Origin of the sequence: Microvirga sp. VF16 (genome assembly GCF_016864375.1) — a bacterium.
In the GTDB taxonomy this organism is placed as follows: domain Bacteria; phylum Pseudomonadota; class Alphaproteobacteria; order Rhizobiales; family Beijerinckiaceae; genus Microvirga.
In genome coordinates, this window is the sequence record NZ_CP069354.1 from 2067501 (window position 1) to 2084429 (window position 16929).

15 protein-coding genes and 1 tRNA gene are annotated in these 16929 nt (G+C 61.8%); 11 read left to right on the plus strand and 5 right to left on the minus strand.

Annotated elements, in window-relative coordinates:
• Positions 1-92 precede the first annotated feature (92 nt).
• On the plus strand, positions 93-2714 hold the full coding sequence (locus tag JO965_RS47775) for a DNA translocase FtsK (RefSeq protein WP_246776790.1): 2622 nt from the start codon (positions 93-95) through the stop codon (positions 2712-2714).
• Positions 2715-2780: 66 nt separating this feature from the next.
• Here JO965_RS47775 and JO965_RS09865 read toward each other — a convergent pair whose 3' ends face one another.
• On the minus strand, positions 2781-3200 hold the full coding sequence (locus JO965_RS09865; protein ID WP_203443459.1) for a DUF1236 domain-containing protein: 420 nt from the start codon (positions 3198-3200) through the stop codon (positions 2781-2783).
• Between the two features lie 178 nt (positions 3201-3378).
• On the opposite strand from JO965_RS09865, the gene JO965_RS09870 reads away from it, so the two are divergent.
• The 7 genes from JO965_RS09870 to JO965_RS09900 all read left to right on the plus strand — a co-directional run bounded on the left by JO965_RS09870 (position 3379) and on the right by JO965_RS09900 (position 10157).
• Complete coding sequence (locus JO965_RS09870; RefSeq protein WP_246776791.1) at positions 3379-4137, plus strand: SDR family oxidoreductase; 759 nt, start codon at positions 3379-3381, stop codon at positions 4135-4137.
• A 208-nt stretch (positions 4138-4345) separates the two neighbouring features.
• Positions 4346-7240 (plus strand): penicillin-binding protein 1A, encoded by a 2895-nt coding sequence (locus tag JO965_RS09875; RefSeq protein ID WP_203444124.1) that lies wholly within the window; start codon positions 4346-4348, stop codon positions 7238-7240.
• On the plus strand, positions 7240-8280 hold the full coding sequence (locus JO965_RS09880) for a hypothetical protein (protein ID WP_203443461.1): 1041 nt from the start codon (positions 7240-7242) through the stop codon (positions 8278-8280). The genes JO965_RS09875 and JO965_RS09880 overlap by 1 nt, the downstream gene beginning before the upstream one ends.
• Positions 8281-8746: 466 nt before the next feature.
• A complete protein-coding gene (locus tag JO965_RS09885) occupies positions 8747-9142 on the plus strand; it encodes a VOC family protein (RefSeq protein ID WP_203443462.1) in 396 nt (131 codons plus the stop codon).
• Between the two features lie 46 nt (positions 9143-9188).
• Positions 9189-9692 carry a peptide deformylase gene (locus JO965_RS09890; protein WP_203443463.1) on the plus strand — a complete coding sequence of 168 codons (504 nt, stop codon included), beginning with the start codon at positions 9189-9191 and terminating at the stop codon, positions 9690-9692.
• A gap of 35 nt (positions 9693-9727) precedes the next feature.
• The gene (locus tag JO965_RS09895) at positions 9728-9952 is read left to right on the plus strand and encodes a hypothetical protein (protein ID WP_203443464.1); all 225 of its coding nucleotides are present in this window, start codon (positions 9728-9730) and stop codon (positions 9950-9952) included.
• A 128-nt stretch (positions 9953-10080) separates the two neighbouring features.
• Positions 10081-10157: transfer RNA gene (locus tag JO965_RS09900), tRNA-Asp, on the plus strand.
• Between the two features lie 145 nt (positions 10158-10302).
• On the opposite strand, the gene JO965_RS09905 is transcribed toward JO965_RS09900, so the two are convergent.
• Positions 10303-12270: a PhoX family phosphatase gene (locus JO965_RS09905; RefSeq protein WP_203443465.1), complete on the minus strand. Its 1968-nt coding sequence runs from the start codon at positions 12268-12270 to the stop codon at positions 10303-10305.
• A gap of 125 nt (positions 12271-12395) precedes the next feature.
• Between JO965_RS09905 and JO965_RS09910 the strand changes: the two genes are divergently transcribed.
• Positions 12396-12653, plus strand: coding sequence for a hypothetical protein (locus tag JO965_RS09910; RefSeq protein WP_203443466.1), 258 nt, complete (start codon positions 12396-12398; stop codon positions 12651-12653).
• 167 nt (positions 12654-12820) lie between these two features.
• A complete protein-coding gene (locus tag JO965_RS09915) occupies positions 12821-13246 on the plus strand; it encodes an RNA polymerase sigma factor region1.1 domain-containing protein (RefSeq protein WP_203443467.1) in 426 nt (141 codons plus the stop codon).
• A 31-nt stretch (positions 13247-13277) separates the two neighbouring features.
• Here the strand turns inward: JO965_RS09915 and JO965_RS49300 are convergent, their stop codons facing one another.
• Together JO965_RS49300 and JO965_RS09925 are read right to left on the minus strand one after the other, a co-directional pair.
• A complete protein-coding gene (locus JO965_RS49300) occupies positions 13278-14273 on the minus strand; it encodes a YcbK family protein (RefSeq protein WP_371826851.1) in 996 nt (331 codons plus the stop codon).
• 309 nt (positions 14274-14582) lie between these two features.
• A complete protein-coding gene (locus tag JO965_RS09925; RefSeq protein ID WP_203443469.1) occupies positions 14583-15281 on the minus strand; it encodes a L,D-transpeptidase in 699 nt (232 codons plus the stop codon).
• Between the two features lie 143 nt (positions 15282-15424).
• Between JO965_RS09925 and JO965_RS09930 the strand changes: the two genes are divergently transcribed.
• Positions 15425-15889 (plus strand): DUF2726 domain-containing protein, encoded by a 465-nt coding sequence (locus tag JO965_RS09930; RefSeq protein ID WP_203443470.1) that lies wholly within the window; start codon positions 15425-15427, stop codon positions 15887-15889.
• Between the two features lie 4 nt (positions 15890-15893).
• Here the strand turns inward: JO965_RS09930 and JO965_RS09935 are convergent, their stop codons facing one another.
• Positions 15894-16904 carry a ribonuclease Z gene (locus tag JO965_RS09935; RefSeq protein ID WP_203443471.1) on the minus strand — a complete coding sequence of 337 codons (1011 nt, stop codon included), beginning with the start codon at positions 16902-16904 and terminating at the stop codon, positions 15894-15896.
• Positions 16905-16929: the final 25 nt, after the last annotated feature.

Sequence of the window (16929 nt, forward strand, 5' to 3'; positions counted from 1 at the left end):
CAATGCATTTCAAACGACGGTCTCCATCTTCCGCCGCCCATGGTTATGGCTCTCTCAGGCCGGAGGATGACAATAGTTCAGAACTGGACAGCATGAAGAACGGTCCGCTCGATGCTGAACAACGCCGAGTGCAGACGAACGCGTCTCCCGCTCCGAGTTCTTCCGCCGCCGATCCGCAGGCGAGACAGGGCATTGTCCGAACCAGGGCTGCCGATGAGTATCATCCAACCGGCCAAGCGTCGCGGAGCGCGCAGGGCAGGGGGCCGAACGGCGCGCCCCGTGGTGAGGTGTGGGAACAGTCTTTCTCCATGTCGCCCGAAGTGCGCTTCACGCGCACGCCCGAGCGCGTCCTGAAAGAGCGCAGGATGCAGACCACGCCTCAGGCGACATCGGATAATGTGGAGCGGCAGGCGAAAGAAATCGCGTCAGCCCGAGCCACCGATCCCGCTCCTGCGGTTCAGGAGAGGCTGCTCGCGCTTCAGAACAAGGCGGCGTCGCAGGAGACAGGCAGCGGCGCGGCGCGCGCTTTCACGCGGACGCCGTCTCCTGTTCCCGAGCAGGCCAAGCGGATTGCACCCGCAAGACCGCGAGGCGAAGTCCCTCAAAGGGAAGCCCCTCAAAGGAATGTGCCGGCCACTCCGGTTGCTGTCGAACCTGCGGCCGCGCCGAAGGCCGTCGAGCCGGCAGCTGCTCCTGCGAAGAGCACTCCTGCTCCCTACGAGCTCCCTGCGGTTCAGCAATCCTACAGCTTCATGTGGCAGCCGGGGACTTATCTGCTGGATCCGACGCTGCCGACTCCGTCGAAGCCAGCTCCTGCGAAGCCAGCTCCTGCCGCTGCGCCTGCTCAAGCCAAGCGAGAGGAGAATGCCGCGGTTGCAAAGAAAGTAGCGCCGCCAGTCGCGCCTTCTCCGCGCGTTCCGTCTCCCCCGCCACCTCCTGTCGAGCCCGAAGCGTTGCCTTGGGACGATGACGCGGACGATGTTGACGAACATATAGATCACGTCGACCACATCATGGATGATGAGGAGGATGTCATCGAGGTCCCGTCGCGGCGTGCTGCCGTCATAGCGCCGCCACGCGTCAACAACGCTCCGACAGTTCCGGTCCCTGCGAATGACAGCTTCCGCCGTGACAGCCGCGAGAACTACGCGTCGGTGTCGGTCGGCATCTCCGGACCTGTCGGAGCCTCGTTCGCATTCGAACTGCCTGCCCTGGAACTTCTGGCCGAGCCGAAGATCTGGGATAGCGCGGAAGTGCCGGTCGAGGTGCTGCAGGAGAATGCTGCGACTCTCGAGAACGTGCTGTGGGACTTCAATGTCAAGGGCGAGATCATCAACGTTCGCCCCGGCCCTGTTGTGACGCTGTATGAGTTGGAGCCTGCGCCGGGGACGAAGTCGTCGCGGGTGATCTCCTTGGCGGACGACATCGCCCGCTCGATGAGCGCGGTCTCGGCCCGTGTGGCGGTGGTGCAGGGCCGCAACGCGATTGGCATCGAATTGCCCAACCACAAGCGCGAGACCGTGTACCTGCGCGAGCTTTTGGCCAGCCAGGACTTCGAGACCTCGAAGCAGAAGCTGGCGCTCTGCCTCGGCAAGACCATCGGCGGCGAGCCGGTGATCGCCGATCTCGCCCGCATGCCGCACCTGCTCGTCGCCGGCACCACCGGCTCGGGCAAGTCGGTGGCGATCAACACCATGATCCTGTCGCTGGTCTACCGGCTCTCGCCGGCCGAGTGCCGCCTGATCATGGTCGATCCGAAGATGCTCGAGCTCTCGGTCTATGACGGCATCCCGCACCTGCTGACCCCGGTGGTGACCGACCCGAAGAAGGCGGTGGTGGCGCTGAAATGGGCGGTGCGCGAGATGGAGGACCGCTACCGCAAGATGTCGAAGCTGGGCGTGCGCAACATCGACGGCTTCAACGCCCGCGTGGTCGAGGCCAAGGCGCGCGGCGAGACCATCACCCGCACGGTGCAGACCGGGTTTGACCGCGAGACCGGCGAGGCGGTGTACGAGGACGAGGTGATGGATCTCGATCCGCTGCCCTACATCGTGGTGATCGTCGACGAGATGGCCGACCTGATGATGGTGGCCGGCAAGGAGATCGAGGGCGCGATCCAGCGCCTGGCCCAGATGGCCAGAGCCGCCGGCATCCACGTGATCCTGGCGACGCAGCGGCCTTCCGTGGACGTGATCACCGGCACGATCAAGGCGAACTTCCCGACCCGGATCTCGTTCCAGGTCACGTCGAAGATCGACAGCCGCACCATTCTGGGCGAGATGGGCGCCGAGCAGCTGTTGGGCCAGGGCGACATGCTGTACATGGCCGGCGGCGGGCGGATCACGCGCGTGCACGGGCCGTTCTGCTCCGACGAGGAGGTCGAGAAGGTGGTGGCGCATCTGAAGCGCCAGGGCCGGCCGCAGTACCTCGAGGCCGTCACGGCCGAGGAGGACGAGGGCGGTGGTGCCGCCGACACAGCCGTCTTCGACCAGGGCGAGTTCGGAGCGCCGGGCGGCGATCTGTACGATCAGGCGGTGGCGGTGGTGCTGCGCGACAAGAAGGCGTCGACGAGCTACATCCAGCGCCGGCTGCAGATCGGCTACAACCGCGCCGCCTCGCTGATGGAGCGGATGGAGAACGAGGGCATCGTCGGCCCCGCCAACCACGCCGGTAAACGCGAGATTCTGATCAATCATCTCGATCTGGACGATTGATCGCTTGGCCCGATGAGACGGACAAAAGGCGGCTCTCACGAGCCGCCTTTTGTTATGCCGTGAGCTTTACTGGATGACCTGCACGACGGTTCGGGTATCCGGATCGACCAGGACGGTCCGGTCATTCACGATCGTGTAGCTGTAATTGTCCCGAAGACCGACACTGGGGGGAACGTCGTAGAGCCTCACCCGTGACGGGACTGGCTGGCCGACGACGATTTCTTCAGTGACGCGCATCGTGGGACGGCGCTGGGCGACGACATAGGTGCGGACCCGGGTCGATTCTTCGGCTGAGAGAACGCCGCCGACAGCGGCACCGGCAACACCGCCGACAACGGCACCGACCGGGCCACCAATGACAGCCCCTGTCACGGCACCGCCCGCGGCGCCCGTCGCTGCGCCCGTTTCGGTGCTGCTCTGGCAGGCGGCAAGGGGTAGAGCCAGAAGGGTCAGGAGGGCAGCCGAGTTTAAGACATGATTGCGCATGACGGATTCCTTTCCGATTAGCACCATGCGAACGCCGGAAAGCTTGGCCGGTTCCCTCTTTTCCCAATGGGACGATCTCGGACCTGAAAAGTGTGAGCAGGCGAGGCCTTTGTCCTTGCCGTTTCCGTCCTCAAATGCATCTCTCGTGGCGGATAGGAACATGGGTTGGGAGGATAGAGTGGCTGAACGTTCCAAGGTTGCGATCGTAACCGGGGCTGGAACCGGGGTCGGCAAGGCGATCAGCGCCGGTCTCCTGAAGGCCGGCTACAGCGTCGTCATGGCCGGGCGGCGGAAGGATGCTCTGGAAGCAGCTGCGAGAGAGATTGGGGAAGAGAGCGCTTCGATCCTCCTCGTGCCGACCGACGTGACGGATCCGGCCTCCGTCGCCGCCCTGTTCGCCGCCACGAAGCAGGCTTTCGGAAGGCTCGATCTTCTCGTCAACAATGCAGGGATGGGCTCTCCGGCCGTTCCTTTCGAGGAAATCCCGCTCGACCAGTGGCAAAAGGTGGTCGCGACGAATCTGACCGGGACATTCCTGTGTACGCAGGAGGCTTTCCGGATCATGAAGGACCAGAACCCGCGAGGTGGGCGGATCATCAATAACGGTTCGGTTTCGGCCTATGCTCCGCGTCCGCTGTCGGCTCCCTATACGGCGACGAAGCACGCTGTTCTGGGGCTGACGAAGTCTACATCTCTTGACGGTCGCGCCTACGACATCGCCTGCGGGCAAATCGATATCGGCAATGCCGCCACGGACATGACCGCCAGGATGACCGACGGTGTGCTGCAGCCCAACGGGACGCTGGCTCCTGAGCCGCGGATTGATCCCAAGCACGTGGCGGATGCGGTGGTCTACATGGCCGGTTTACCGCTCGATGCGAATGTGCTCACGATGACCGTCATGGCCACGAAGATGCCGTTCGTCGGGCGGGGATGAGACACATTGCCGTGAAAGGGGTATTTCCACCTGGGAAGTAAGCTGGACTGCTCCATCTCACTGGAATGGCCGGTCCTAAATCAGCCGCGATGGTCGGCTTCCATTCAGCTTGTCCCAAGCAGGATTCGAAGCAGCGGCACCGGCACGCCCTGGACGTTCGTGCCGAGCACCTTCCCGTGGAGTGTAATTGTCCGATGACGGCGACGGAATGAGCGCGATCCTCGTCAAGATCTTCGCAACAGCCCTGACCCTGAGCCAAGTCCTGGTCGATCCGGACTCGGTCAGGACGAGTTTCGATCCCGCGCGGGATCAGGAACAGGTGTCGCAGATCCTGAAGAATGGCTGCGCCCATATGCGGCGCGCCTTCGATATCGAGGACATCAATCTCGACGATCTCATCGCCACAGCCATGGACGACCCGCAGGCCATCACGGGCGATCTGAAGGTGCTGCAGGGGCTGAGCTTCAACGATCTGCATGCGAGCTATCGTCAGTTCTGCAAAGACGAGAAGGTGGATCCTTTGCCCGTCGATCTCAGCGAGGTGATCTCCTACTACAATGCGGCCGTCGCCGGGCTTCCCGATGCCGGAAAACTGAAAGGTCTCAAGCTGCCGGGCGTCAGCGTCATTCTGGACGGAAATGGCAGGCGCTTCGCCGAGGTGTATGAGCCCGATCACCGGCGCATCTGGGTTCCCTTGTCGGACATCCCGAAAAGCGTGCAACAGGCCTTTGTCTCGGCGGAGGACAAGCGCTTCTATCAGCACAAAGGCGTTGACGAGCGCGGTGTGATCCGCGCCTTCGTGGGCAATCTCGCCAACCCCGGGCGGCCTGCGGGGGGCTCTACGATCACGCAGCAGGTGGCGAAGAACCTGCTCGTCGGCGACGACGTCACGTACGACCGCAAGATGCGGGAGATGATCGTCGCCTCGCGCATCGAGCGCGTGCTCAGCAAGGCGGAAATCCTCGAGATCTATCTCAACTCGATCTATCTCGGTCGCTCCTCCTGGGGCATCGAGATGGCGGCGCAGAGCTATTTCGCGAAGGGCGCCAAGGAACTGTCCGTATCCGAAGGAGCGCTGCTCGCTGGGCTGACGAAGGGGCCGAATTACTACAATCCCGACACGAAGCCCGACCGAGCCCAGGAGCGCATGGCCTATGTGCTGAGCCGCATGCAGGATGACGGGTTCCTGAAGCCCGATCAGGTGCAGCAGGCAGTCGCCTCTCTGCCGTCGAGGGTGCCGTTCGAGCGCATCAGGCGCACGACGGGCTTTCACTTTGTCGATCATGTCAGCCGCGACGCCCGCACGCTTGCCGACATTGAGAACCTGACGGCGGGCGGCTACACGGTGCGATCTACCATCAACCCCGCTCTGCAGCAGGCGGCGGAGGCTGCCCTGCAGGAGGGGCTTGCCCGCTACGAGCTGAGCATCGGGCGTCAGCGCTACCAGGGCGCCGAGGCGAACCTTGCGGAGGCCATCAAAGCTCTCGAAGGCACGAAGGATGCTGCGCCGGCCTGGAAGCGGGCGTTGGAAGCAGTGCGGCTGCCTCTCTATGACGTACATTGGCCGGCGGCCGTCGTGATCGAAAAGGGGAGGGACAGAAAGACCGGAGCCAATGTTCTACGGGTCGGCCTCGCAGATGGGCGTATTCTGCCGCTGAATGCCTGGGAGGCGGCGCGACGCGATCTCAAGCTCCATGACGTGGTACGCGTCCAGGTGATCGAGCAGAAGGGCAAGGGGCCGGTTCGCGCCGATTTGAGGACGCCGCCTTCCGTGCAGGGCGGGGCAGTCGTTCTGGAGAACAAGACCGGCCGCATCCTCGCCATGACGGGCGGGTTCTCCTATCCGTTGAGCCAGCTCAACCGGGCGACGCAGGCTCACCGGCAGCCGGGCTCCGCCTTCAAGCCGCTGACCTATCTCGCGGCTCTGTCGAAGGGTTTGCAGCCCAATACGTTGATCTGGGATGCGCCGGTGACACTGCCGCCGGTGGGCGGCGAGGACAATGCGAGAGCCGGCGACTATTGGAGCCCGAAGAATTTCGACGGTGGGCGCTCCGGCATCATGACCCTGCGCCGGGCACTCGAAAATTCGAAGAATCTGGTGACCGCGCGTCTGCTCGACGGCGGCATCGAATCCTCTCCGGAGCAGAGCCTGAAACGGGTGTGCGAGCTCGCGCTCGAGGCGCAGCTCTATCTGGAATGCACGCCGCATTATCCGTTCGTTCTCGGTGCGCAGCCGGTGCGGATTCTCGATCTCGCCGCTTTCTATGCGGCCGTTGCCAATGAGGGTGCCATGCCGGTGCCTCATGCCATCGAGAGCGTGGAAGAGAACGGGCGCATCATCTACAGCCGGAAGTCCAGGTCGCTGGCGAGGCTCGGTTCGGCCGATGCGGCCGCGTTCTATCAGCTGAAGTCCATGCTGCAGGGTGTGCTGGAGCGCGGGACGGCTCGTTCCCTGAAGGCGCTTGCGCCCTATGCTGCGGGCAAGACCGGAACCTCGGACAACGAGAACGACGCGTGGTTCGTGGGCTTCACCAATGACGTCACCATTGCTGTCTGGGTGGGGCATGACAATGCCGACGGCAAGCGCCGGACGCTCGGGCGCGGGCAGACCGGCGGCAAGGTGGCAGCTCCCATCTTCCAATCGATCCTCCAGGCTGCATGGGAACACCATGCGCCGAAGTCGCCCCTCAGCCCGCCATCGCCCCAGGCAGCCAAGCAGCTCATCGCTTTGCCGATCGATCTCAACACCGGGGATCGGCTGACGGAAGGCAATGGGAAGGGCTTTACGGAATATTTCCGCCTGAGCTGGTTCGGCCGGTTGAACGAGACGCAGTTCCGCCTCGTGCCGCAATCGGACGTGTATGCATTCCGCAATCCCGATCCGTGGAGCGATGGCGAGGAGAGGGGTGGGCCCGACTACTACGAGGATGGGCCCTATGCACAGGGACCGGGCTGGCTCGATAGCCTGCGCCAGAACGCTCTCCCGTCACGCCGTCAGGCCGAGCCCGAGCGCGGCTTCCGCTGGTGGTGGGAGGACGATGCTCCCCGGCGACCCCGGCGGATCGACCCCGATTACTTCTGGCGCAACGGACAGGTTTATTGATGATATCGAAAACGCCTTTCGGACGGATGGTAACCGTCCTTGCTGCTCTTTTTGTGTCCGCTGGAGCGCTCGAAGCTCAGGAGTTCAAGATCGACGAGGTGCCGTCCGTGACGTCCGTGGCGCCGTCAAAGTTGAAGCCGAAGACCATCCTCTTCAGCGACCACCGAGACGACAAGCTGGCCGATGCCGGAACGGGCCTGATCCGCTTCGAAGATTGGGCGCGAGAGAGGCCTTTGCAGAAGCAGCTTCTGAGTCTTTTTCCGGATTATGTCGAACCGACCATCAAGGTCTCGGTTCATGGCATCCCGAGATCCTATACCGAGAAACTCCACATATATGTGGTGGAGGCCCGTTTCCTGATCGGCAAGGCACCGGGTGCCATCGATCTTGGGCGCTATACGCAGCTTGAGGTGCTCGAAAAGATCGACCCTTCCATCAAGCATCGCCGCATCGATGCCGAGCAGGCTGCACCGCAGGCGGATCCTCACAGCGTCCATAACCGCCATCCGAACCGCCGCTGGTGCGAGGCGGAAGGAAGCCTCTGTATCGAATCCCGCTATCCGTTGGAGGGTAAGCTTCCGGTCGGCATCAGGCTTGCCAACAAATTGGAGGAAGGCGGTAAGAAGATCTCGGAATCCATGGATTTTCAGACAGAGATCCGTGTGCTGCCGCTGGAGGAAATCGGGCGCAGCAATTTCGCCAGGCTGACCGGCCTCGATGCTCCCGTTGCCGGGGTGCTCGAACAGACGATCTTCTATGTCAATCAGGTCATGCAGTTCGGAAAATTGCTGGCGATCCTGCAGCCGCATCCTTCAGATCCCGGCAAGTCGGTCGCCACCGTCTTCATGGCGCTTGCGGTCGAGACCGATGTTCTGGAGCGCAAGAAGGAGTTCGAGAGCGTTCCCGTGCTGCGTAACCTCATCCCGGCTCAGGTTCTCATGGGGAAGAGCTCGTTCAACTCCGGAAGCTCCATCAGCGCCGGGCTTCCCGATTATGTCCGCAATCGTATCCGCGCCATTGCCGGGCAGTTCGAACAGTGATCTGTTGGGTGCTGACCCCACGAAAAAGCCCCGTTCCAATTAGGCCGAACGGGGCTGCAGAGTGTGCGGAGGCGACAAGGGGTTGCGGGGAATGGTGCCTCCGTACCAAACCAAGTGTTCAGCTTGTTCAAGGTTCCTTGGGAAATGCCATTCTTGAACCTTGGCAGGCATCAATTTTCCTTGATTGCGCCATGATCCGGGCTCTCACTAATCCTTTGTTGCCGTGACGGGCAGCGCGAAGGACACGCCGCCCCGACGCAACAATCCCGTTTCAAGAGTGTCGGAGTTGTCAGTCCGAGTTTTTCCTCCCGAACTTGCCTTCCTTGGCTCGCGCTGAGGAAGGCATTTTGTTGGGGCCTTGAATGGCCGCTCATGGTGCCAAGCTTCGAAGTCCTTCCGTTCGGTGCCGCGCCCTGTTATCTCCCAGATCGTTGATTGATACGACCGAGATGAAGAGGTGCTTCTGATGGCCAAGGCCATTCACTCCATGATCCGGGTGCTCGACGAGCAGCGCTCCCTCGCCTTCTACGACAAGGCTTTCGGTCTCAAAGTGGCGGAGCGTCTGGCATTCGAAGGCTTCACGCTCGTCTATCTCAGCAACGGAAACAGTGAGTTTGAGCTGGAATTGACGATCAATCATGGCCGGACGGAGCCTTATTCACTCGGCGATGGATACGGGCATCTGGCATTCTCGGTCGACGATCTGGAAGCGGAGCACGCCCGGTTCGAATCCCTCGGTCTCAATCCGACGCCGCTCAAGGAGCTCAAGCTTGAGGGCAAGCCTCGTGCTCGGTTCTTCTTCGTTCAGGATCCGGATGGGTACAAGATCGAGATGCTCCAGCGCGGCGGTCGCTACAAGTAGCCTGAGCCGCAGATCACCCGTCAGTTTTTTGTCCTAGAGAGATCCTGTGGCCATCCGACCGATTGTTCGCTTTCCCGATCCTCGTCTGCGCCAGAAGGCGGAGCCGGTTGACGATATCGACGAGGATGCGCGGGCGCTTGCCCGGGATCTGACGGAGACGATGCATGCCGCGCCCGGGATTGGCATCACGGCGCCGCATATCGGGATCCTCAGGCGGCTTGTGGTGATCCAGTTGGAATCCGACCGCGAGCCGCACATCTATTTCAATCCGGACGTCGTCTGGTCATCTTCCGATATAATCCGGCATGTGGAGGGGAGCATCTCCATGCCGGGCGTGACCGACGAGTTGGAACGTCATGCCCGGGTTCGGGTGCGCTATCGGGACCTCGATGGGGCGGAGCACGAGGAGGAGGCGGAAGGCCTGATGGCCGTCTGTCTCCAGCATGAGATCGATCAGCTCGACGGCATCTTCTGGATCGACCGTCTGTCGAAATTGAAGCGGGACCGCCTGATCAAGCGGTTCGAAAAGCTCCAGCGCATTAGGGATTGATGGTGGAGTTGCTCTGATGGTGGAGTTTGAGAAACGTGATTGAAGTTTACCGCATCGAGACCGTGGCTTCTGAAGAGGCTGGTGGGGAAATCATCCGCCGGATCATGGTCCGCACCGATTCCATCGAGAAGGCGAAGGAGAGGGCGCTCAAGGTGTTCTCCCTCGCGCGGCGCCCGCAATCCCGCGATCCTGAGATCGAGGCGGTTCGTGTTCTGAACGGAGCCGGCCATGAGGTCTTTTCGATCAGTACCAGGGATTAGGTTCCTGCCTCTGACACGGGCCAGCTGGGGATAAGCCAAACTCCATTTGACAGCGTGCGCATTCACCGGTACTTGCGCGCCTCCATCGCAAGAAACGCTCACTTGGAGCGGGCGATGCGAGACAATGCGCGGGCGTAGCTCAGTCGGTTAGAGTGCCGGCCTGTCACGCCGGAGGTCGCGGGTTCGAGCCCCGTCGCCCGCGCCACTCTCCCTAAATGCTGTAGCAGTGATACTGTCTTCGTCCGTCGAGATTTCTCCTGTCGAGGCGACAGGCTCTCCATTCGCATTCCTGAACGAACAAAGGAGCCGCGAGGGCTCCTTTGCCGATCATTCAGGATCTGAGCAGGGTGTCAGGCGATCTTGCCGCCGCCCTGCTTGGTGATGACGAGCACGGAAGGACGGGTCGGCAGGTTGTCCTTGAAATCCGGCCAGCGGGTGATCGGATTTTCGAAGGTCGATGTCGCACCTTCCTCCGCCTCGCCGGGATGCTGGACGGCAAGGAAGAGCGATTCGTCGTCCGGGGTGAAGAAGGGACCGCATAGCTCGCCGCCGACCGGCACGCGGAAGAAGTGCTTGGACGTGCCGCGCATCTCGCCCTCGGTTTCCAGTGCCCACAAGCCGTCCGCACGGCCGGTCGCCTTGGCGTTGTTGCCGTCGGTGGAGATCCACAGGCGGCCCTGGCTGTCGATGGCGCAGTTGTCTGGCATGCCGAACCAGCCGTTCTTCGTCGTTTCCGACGAGAAGGTCGCGCCGACCGAAGCGACCGACGGGTCGCCGCACTTCACCAGAACCTCCCAGGTGAAGGCGGTTGCAGCGTGATTGCCGCCTTCCGGCATCATCTCGACGATATGGCCGAAGGCGTTGTTGGCGCGCGGGTTGGCCGCGTCCACCTGATCGTCCTTGCGGCGCGTGTTGTTCGTCAGCATGACGTAGACGCGGTTGGTCTGAGGATTGGCCTCGATATCCTCGGGGCGATCCATCTTGGTGGCGCCGAGAAGGTCCGACGCGCGGCGGGTCTCGATCAGCACGTCGGCCTGGCTCTTGAAGCCGTTGGCCTCGGTCAGCGGCCCCTGGCCGTGGATCAGCGGCAGCCAGGTGCCCTTGCCGTCCGGGTTGTACTTGGCGACATAGAGTGTGCCTTCATCGAGCAGGCCGAGATTGGCCGCCCGGTTCTGCGTGTCAACCTTGCCGGCAGTGACGAACTTGTAGACATAGTCGAAGCGCTCGTCGTCGCCGAGATAGATCACATAGCGGCCATCGCTGTTGGTGATGCCGGCGGCGCCTTCGTGTTTGGTGCGGCCCAGCGCCGTGCGCTTCTTCGGCACGAAGTTCGGATCGAAGGGATCGATCTCGACCACCCACCCGAAGCGGTTCGCCTCATTCGGTTCCTTGGTGAGATCAAAGCGGTCGTAATACTTGCCCCAGGCATAGGCAGGCGTGCCGAGGCCATAGCGCTTGTAGTTCTTGGCTTCGGCATGATCGTCGCCGAGCTTACCCCAGAAATAACCGTTGAAGTTCTCTTCGCAACTGAGCCAAGTGCCCCAGGGGGTCACGCCACCGGCGCAGTTGTTGATCATGCCGTTCACCTTGCGGCCGGTGGCATCGGCCGAGGTCTTCATGCGGTCGTGGCCGGCGGCGGGGCCGGTGATGTCCATCGGCGTCGCGGCGGTGATGCGACGGTTGTACTTGGAATCCTTCACCACCTGCCATCGGCCGTTCACGCGGCGGATCTCGACGACCGCACCGCCATGGGCCGCAACTTCGATATCGACCAGGTCCTTGGTCATCTTGGAGAAGTTGGCATCCTTGGTGTCCTGGATGCCGACACCCGGGAACATCAGTTCCTCGTTGGTGTATTCGTGGTTGGCCACGAGCAGGCCATGGTCGGCCGAACCGTTGAGCGGGATGAAGCCGATGAAGTCCGTGTTGTAGCCGAACTGACGCGCCTGTTTCTCGGCGGTCTGATTCATCGGGTCGAACTCAGGGGCATCGGCAAAGATCGGGTCGCCCCAGCGCAGCAGCACCTGGGCATCGTAGCCCTCGGCCACATGGTGGGTCTGGTCGACGCCGGCCTCGATTTCCTTGAAGTTGAAGGATAGGCCGTTCGCCTTCTTTGCCGGCTGCTCATTAGCAGCCAGGGCGCGGGTGCCCACGGTCGCTGAGATCGCGGCGACGGCAAGCGAACCGCGCAGGAGGTCGCGCCGGTTGAAGCGCGTGGCGATGATCTCGCCCATGGTGAGGTTTTGCGTCGGATTAATTCCGACATTGCCCGAATCTTCTAGCTCGCTCGAGCGCATGCGGCCCTTGTGCTCGTCCATATCGGCTTCTCCGTGTCGTGGGGACGCAGCCGGATTAGAACTGTTCTATGTAAGTCTGGTGACAGTGCCGCGAAATCAGACCACTTCGGCGGGACATCCTGAGCCAGATCATTTATGGTTGGACAATGAGCAACAATATTTCCGAGCTTCGAGAACAATTATCCGATCAATGGCAGAAGGTTGCCATCGATCTGATCCGGAAGGGAATTCCGGCCGACATGGTGTTTGAGTCTCTTTTGACCGTGGGATTGGCCGGCCACGTCGAGCTTCACGGCAAGGATATGACGGCCGGCAAGCTCGTGGCCATTGCCGGGCAATTGTCCGATCAGGTCAGGCGTGAGAAGGAGGCTCTGCAGGAGGCTTCCAACGCGACGAAGAACTAGCCATCCAAATCTGCGCATTCGACTTACGGCTAAAGCGTCATCAAAATTGCACGTGAGGCATTTTCCCGGTGCAACGTCTGGGGTTATTGTCGCGTTAGCTCGGCGAAGTTCTTCGAGGCGGCGTTGGCCGCTTCTCCGCCCAACAGCCATAATGGGGTCGTGCCCTCATGCAGCCGGCGCTCGACAGCAATACCCTGGACCGCTTGGTAGCCCTTGGGCGCAAGCAGGGCCATCTCACGAACCAGGATCTCGAGGCCAATCTGCCGATCGCGTCCATGAGTGCGGAGGAGATCGCGCTCGTCGTCGTCCATCTGGAAGAGACCGGCGTTCCGGTCGAATTGGACGATAGACTCGTTTCACCGAATGCGAAGGCCAGCCCGACGCCGGTCAAAAGTGCTGAAATCATTCCCTTCCCGGGTCGTGCCGCGACCGCGCGGATGAAACGGCGAACGGCTCCTCTTCAGAAAGCGCTCCAGTCCGAGACCGCCAAATCGGCCGAGCAGGAGAGGCGGACCACCCATTGGGTCGTCGCGGTATCCGGCCTGCTGATTCTGATACTGCTGGTCGGTCTCGTCATGATGCTGGGTGTCTGATCTTCACATCCTTCGACGAGTGTGACGACGCTCAGAGTTCGGCCTGGGCTTCGCCTATGACGGGAAGTGGTTTGACGGCCGGCCCGCTGAAATGCGTAGCGCTGAGCTGACTTTTCGTTTCGGACGTGAAGCCAAGATCCAGGAACGCCGTTCGCGGATCGAAGAGGGATTTCGCTGCCGCCGTCTCGTCATAGCCGAGAATGGCTTCAAGCTCGGGAACGATCCTTGGTGCTGGGGCCGAGACAATCGCCGCGAGTGCATCCGACGTTGCATCCGGCATGGCGGCAGCCGCGAGCTTGATCTCGCGCGGGCGCTGCGGTGGAAGGGGCACCGTCGCGACGATCTCCTTGAGGCTTTCCGGATCAGCCGAGGCAACCATCGTCGATGTGCTCGGAGCCGGATTCTCCGCCTGCTGCGCGGGTGCGGTGTTCTTGCGGCCAAAGAGATTGGCAAACAGATTGCCGATGGACGGCCCGCTTCCGGCCGAGGCCTGAGTGGCGAGAGAGGCGTTGCGAGACACGATCTCGGCTTTCGCCAATTCGTAACCTGCCAGCGGCTTGCCGTTGGAGGGAAGGTGAAGGGTCTTCCCATCGGGGAACAGCTGAACAAGCTGCTGCTGGGTCATGCGCGGCCAGGCGCGCACATTGCCGGTGTCCACATGGACGAAGGCGGAGGACGCATAATAGCCCACGCCGCCATACTGCATCTTCATGGCGACGGCGCGCAGCCGGGCCGTATCCACATCGGGTAGGCGGATATCCATGGCCTTGCCGAGCATGTGCTGGCTATTCTCGGCGACACCGCTCGACCGGCGACGCAAGGCGCTGTTGGTTTCCGGCGACCGATAGGCGGAGATGATGTTGATGGGCTGCGACGAGCCGGATTCCCGATAGACTTCCCAGAGAATATCGAACAGGCGCGGATCCATCTTGGCCGGCTTTTCCACGCGCCAATCGCGCAGGAACCAGTTGAGCTGCTGCAGCCCGGCAGAGTCGTATTGCCCATTGCGCCGGAAGGTTACAGTCAAGCTTTCCCGCGTGTGAGTATGGAAGAATGAGAGGGTACGCGTCTCTCCGAAAGCGGCGGCATCCTGAACGCGCGCTGTCGCCAATAGGAGAAAAGATGCCGTACTTAAGAGACTTAATGCCAGATAAGATGCGCTCTTCCTGCCGGGCAGGTAGCTGCGTTTGGACGCAGATACTACCCTGCGTCCGCCAGCCGATCGTTCGGATCGGGCGAAAATTCGCGCCATGGTTCGTTAGTTCCCGCGTCCCTTGAGCGACGTGTGATCGTTAACCATGGCAAAAATAGGCGCGAACCGTACCTTTTTGCTTAATCAGGAACGGGCAGCGGTCTGATTTCGCTTGGTGCGACCAGAAAGCACCACCACCTTCGTGCCCGTCGGGGTGTGATTGTAGAGGTCGATGACGTCCTGATTGATCATGCGGATGCAGCCGGATGAAACATTGGTGCCGATGGTCCATGGCTCGAAGGTGCCGTGGATGCGGTAGAGGGTGTCCTTGTTGCCCTGCCAGAGATAAAGGGCGCGGGCGCCAAGAGGATTGCCGGGACCTCCAGGCATGCCGGCACCGCCGGGCAGTTCACCCATCTGCTCCATGAGTTCGGGTTGCCGCCCGAACATCTCCTTCGGTGGATACCAGTCCGGCCATTCCTGCCTGTCCTTGATGGTGGCGGTTCCAGACCAGCTGAAGCCCGAACGGCCGACACCAACTCCGTACCGCACGGCCATGCCATCGCGCATGACGAGGTAGAGGTATCGCGCACGAGGGTCGATCACGATGGTGCCTGGCGGCTCGGCCGTGTCGTAATGAACTACCTTACGCAGGTAGGCCGGATTGATCCTGGATAGCTCAATCCCAGGAACCGGGAAAAGATCGTCGTCGATGGGGGCGTACATGCGCTGATAGGCGGACATCTCCCGCACCGACTGGGCGTAGCCGCGGTGGATCGGCAGACCGGCGCCTACGGCTGCGGCTGAGGCTCCAAGCAGGAAGGTTCGGCGGCTGAGGTCCATTGTGCTCTCCCCGAGGGACTTAACTCGACAATATGAAGACGCTGGACCATGCGTCTCGGTTTCATGATAGCTGCTATGCTTCAGGGTTAAGAGAAAGCCTGACCGTTCACATTCGGGCGAGCGCAGGGCAGGGGCAGCTCATTATGGCGATTGAAAATCTCTCGTGGTCGTGGCTGGCAGGAGTTGCGCTGCTCGGCATCGTGTTCGTTCTGGTCCTCTTCTGGACCCGCAAGCCGCGCTATCGCCGCCACTCGATCATGACGGAAAACGAGCGCGAATTTTACCAGCGTCTTCTCGCAGCATGTCCCGATTGTCAGATCTGGCCCCAGGTTCCCATCCTGGCGCTCGTCCGGCCCGATGCGAAGGAAGGCAGCCGTGCCTTCTGGATCGCCTTCAAGAAGGTATCGAACACGCGCGTCGATTGGGTCGTCATTCAGGATATGGAGGTCCTTGCGATCATCGAGCTCGACGACCGCTCTCACGATGCCCGAAAGGATGCTCAGCGTGACAAGGTTCTGAAGTCATGCGGCTATCGCGTCATCCGGTTCAACTCGAACCGCAGGCCCGATCCGCAGCAGATCCACGAGGCCATCTTCCAAGTGCAATAGGGACTCAGGCGCGCATTGCCCTCCGTTCGTCTGCTCGGAAGCTCTCAAACACCTCCTCCCGAAGCACATCCGGCTCCGACAGGTAGCGGGCGGAATGATGGAATGGCGTGACGTACCGGACCCCGGCTTCGCGGGCGATGGATCCGGCTTCCCACGCGGTCAGGTGAAGAGACGCGATGGCGAGCGCGCGGTCGCGCTCCAGAAAGACGGCTTCAATGAAGAGTTGGTCGGCTTCGCGGGCGAGCTGCAGGATTTTCGTGCGGTTTTGCGGATGCGGCGCCGCGTCCGTGACATAAGCGACCGCCTGACCGGAGGCGATGTGCAACGCGCTGCCCTTCAGCTCACCCAGGCGGATGCTTCGTCCTCCAGGAATGGCGACGGGATGATCGTCGGGCATACCGAGGCGGACAGCCCGCTTGGCATCGTTGAGCCAGGGGCCGGTCGGAAGATCCAACTCGTTCAACATGCCTCGCCACACATTCACTTGAAGCACCTCCCGTAGGGCGAAGGCGAGGGAAGGGATACCATGGTCGAGGGCGACGCACTCGATCCTGAACTCACCTTCCATCAAGGCGACGCCTTGCGGAAAGACGGGCGGCTCGATCTCGCGTCGGGTGAAGGCTTCACGAGCATGGAACTCAGCAGCTTTCGTCAGACGAAGGCCATCGCAGTCCATCGCTCTCAGGCAGAAATCGACCGAATTCTCGTCCAGAAGATTCCAGGTGAAGCTTCGGATCCTATGTTCCACCTGCGCCACGAAGCCCGGCGGGCCGATGAGGGTCAGGGGAAAGGGGCGGTGAAGGCAAAGGCGAAACAGCCGGTCGAAACCGGCCATGTGGTCCACGTGCGTGTGTGAGACGAAAACGTGGCTCACCCGTAGCAATTCGCGAGAGGAAAGGGCGCCGACATCGCCAAGATCGAAAAGGATCGCCCGGCGGCCATAGCGAAAATCGAGATAGAGGCCCGGATCGCCGAAAGGATCGTTCACAAGGCGAGGTTGAACAAGCCAGCTCATGCGGCGCCAACGGCCCCGATCTCGG

Bases quoted from the DNA above. Each gene is read 5' to 3' on its own strand.
- JO965_RS09930 (WP_203443470.1), top strand. From the start codon at position 15,425: ATGGCGATTGAAAATCTCTCGTGGTCGTGGCTGGCAGGAGTTGCGCTG.
- JO965_RS09865 (WP_203443459.1), bottom strand. From the start codon at position 3,200: ATGCGCAATCATGTCTTAAACTCGGCTGCCCTCCTGACCCTTCTGGCT.
- JO965_RS09905 (WP_203443465.1), bottom strand. From the start codon at position 12,270: ATGGACGAGCACAAGGGCCGCATGCGCTCGAGCGAGCTAGAAGATTCG.
- JO965_RS47775 (WP_246776790.1), top strand. From the start codon at position 93: ATGAAGAACGGTCCGCTCGATGCTGAACAACGCCGAGTGCAGACGAAC.
- JO965_RS09935 (WP_203443471.1), bottom strand. From the start codon at position 16,904: ATGAGCTGGCTTGTTCAACCTCGCCTTGTGAACGATCCTTTCGGCGAT.
- JO965_RS09910 (WP_203443466.1), top strand. From the start codon at position 12,396: ATGAGCAACAATATTTCCGAGCTTCGAGAACAATTATCCGATCAATGG.
- JO965_RS09915 (WP_203443467.1), top strand. From the start codon at position 12,821: ATGCAGCCGGCGCTCGACAGCAATACCCTGGACCGCTTGGTAGCCCTT.
- JO965_RS09885 (WP_203443462.1), top strand. From the start codon at position 8,747: ATGGCCAAGGCCATTCACTCCATGATCCGGGTGCTCGACGAGCAGCGC.
- JO965_RS09875 (WP_203444124.1), top strand. From the start codon at position 4,346: ATGAGCGCGATCCTCGTCAAGATCTTCGCAACAGCCCTGACCCTGAGC.
- JO965_RS09880 (WP_203443461.1), top strand. From the start codon at position 7,240: ATGATATCGAAAACGCCTTTCGGACGGATGGTAACCGTCCTTGCTGCT.
- JO965_RS09925 (WP_203443469.1), bottom strand. From the start codon at position 15,281: ATGGACCTCAGCCGCCGAACCTTCCTGCTTGGAGCCTCAGCCGCAGCC.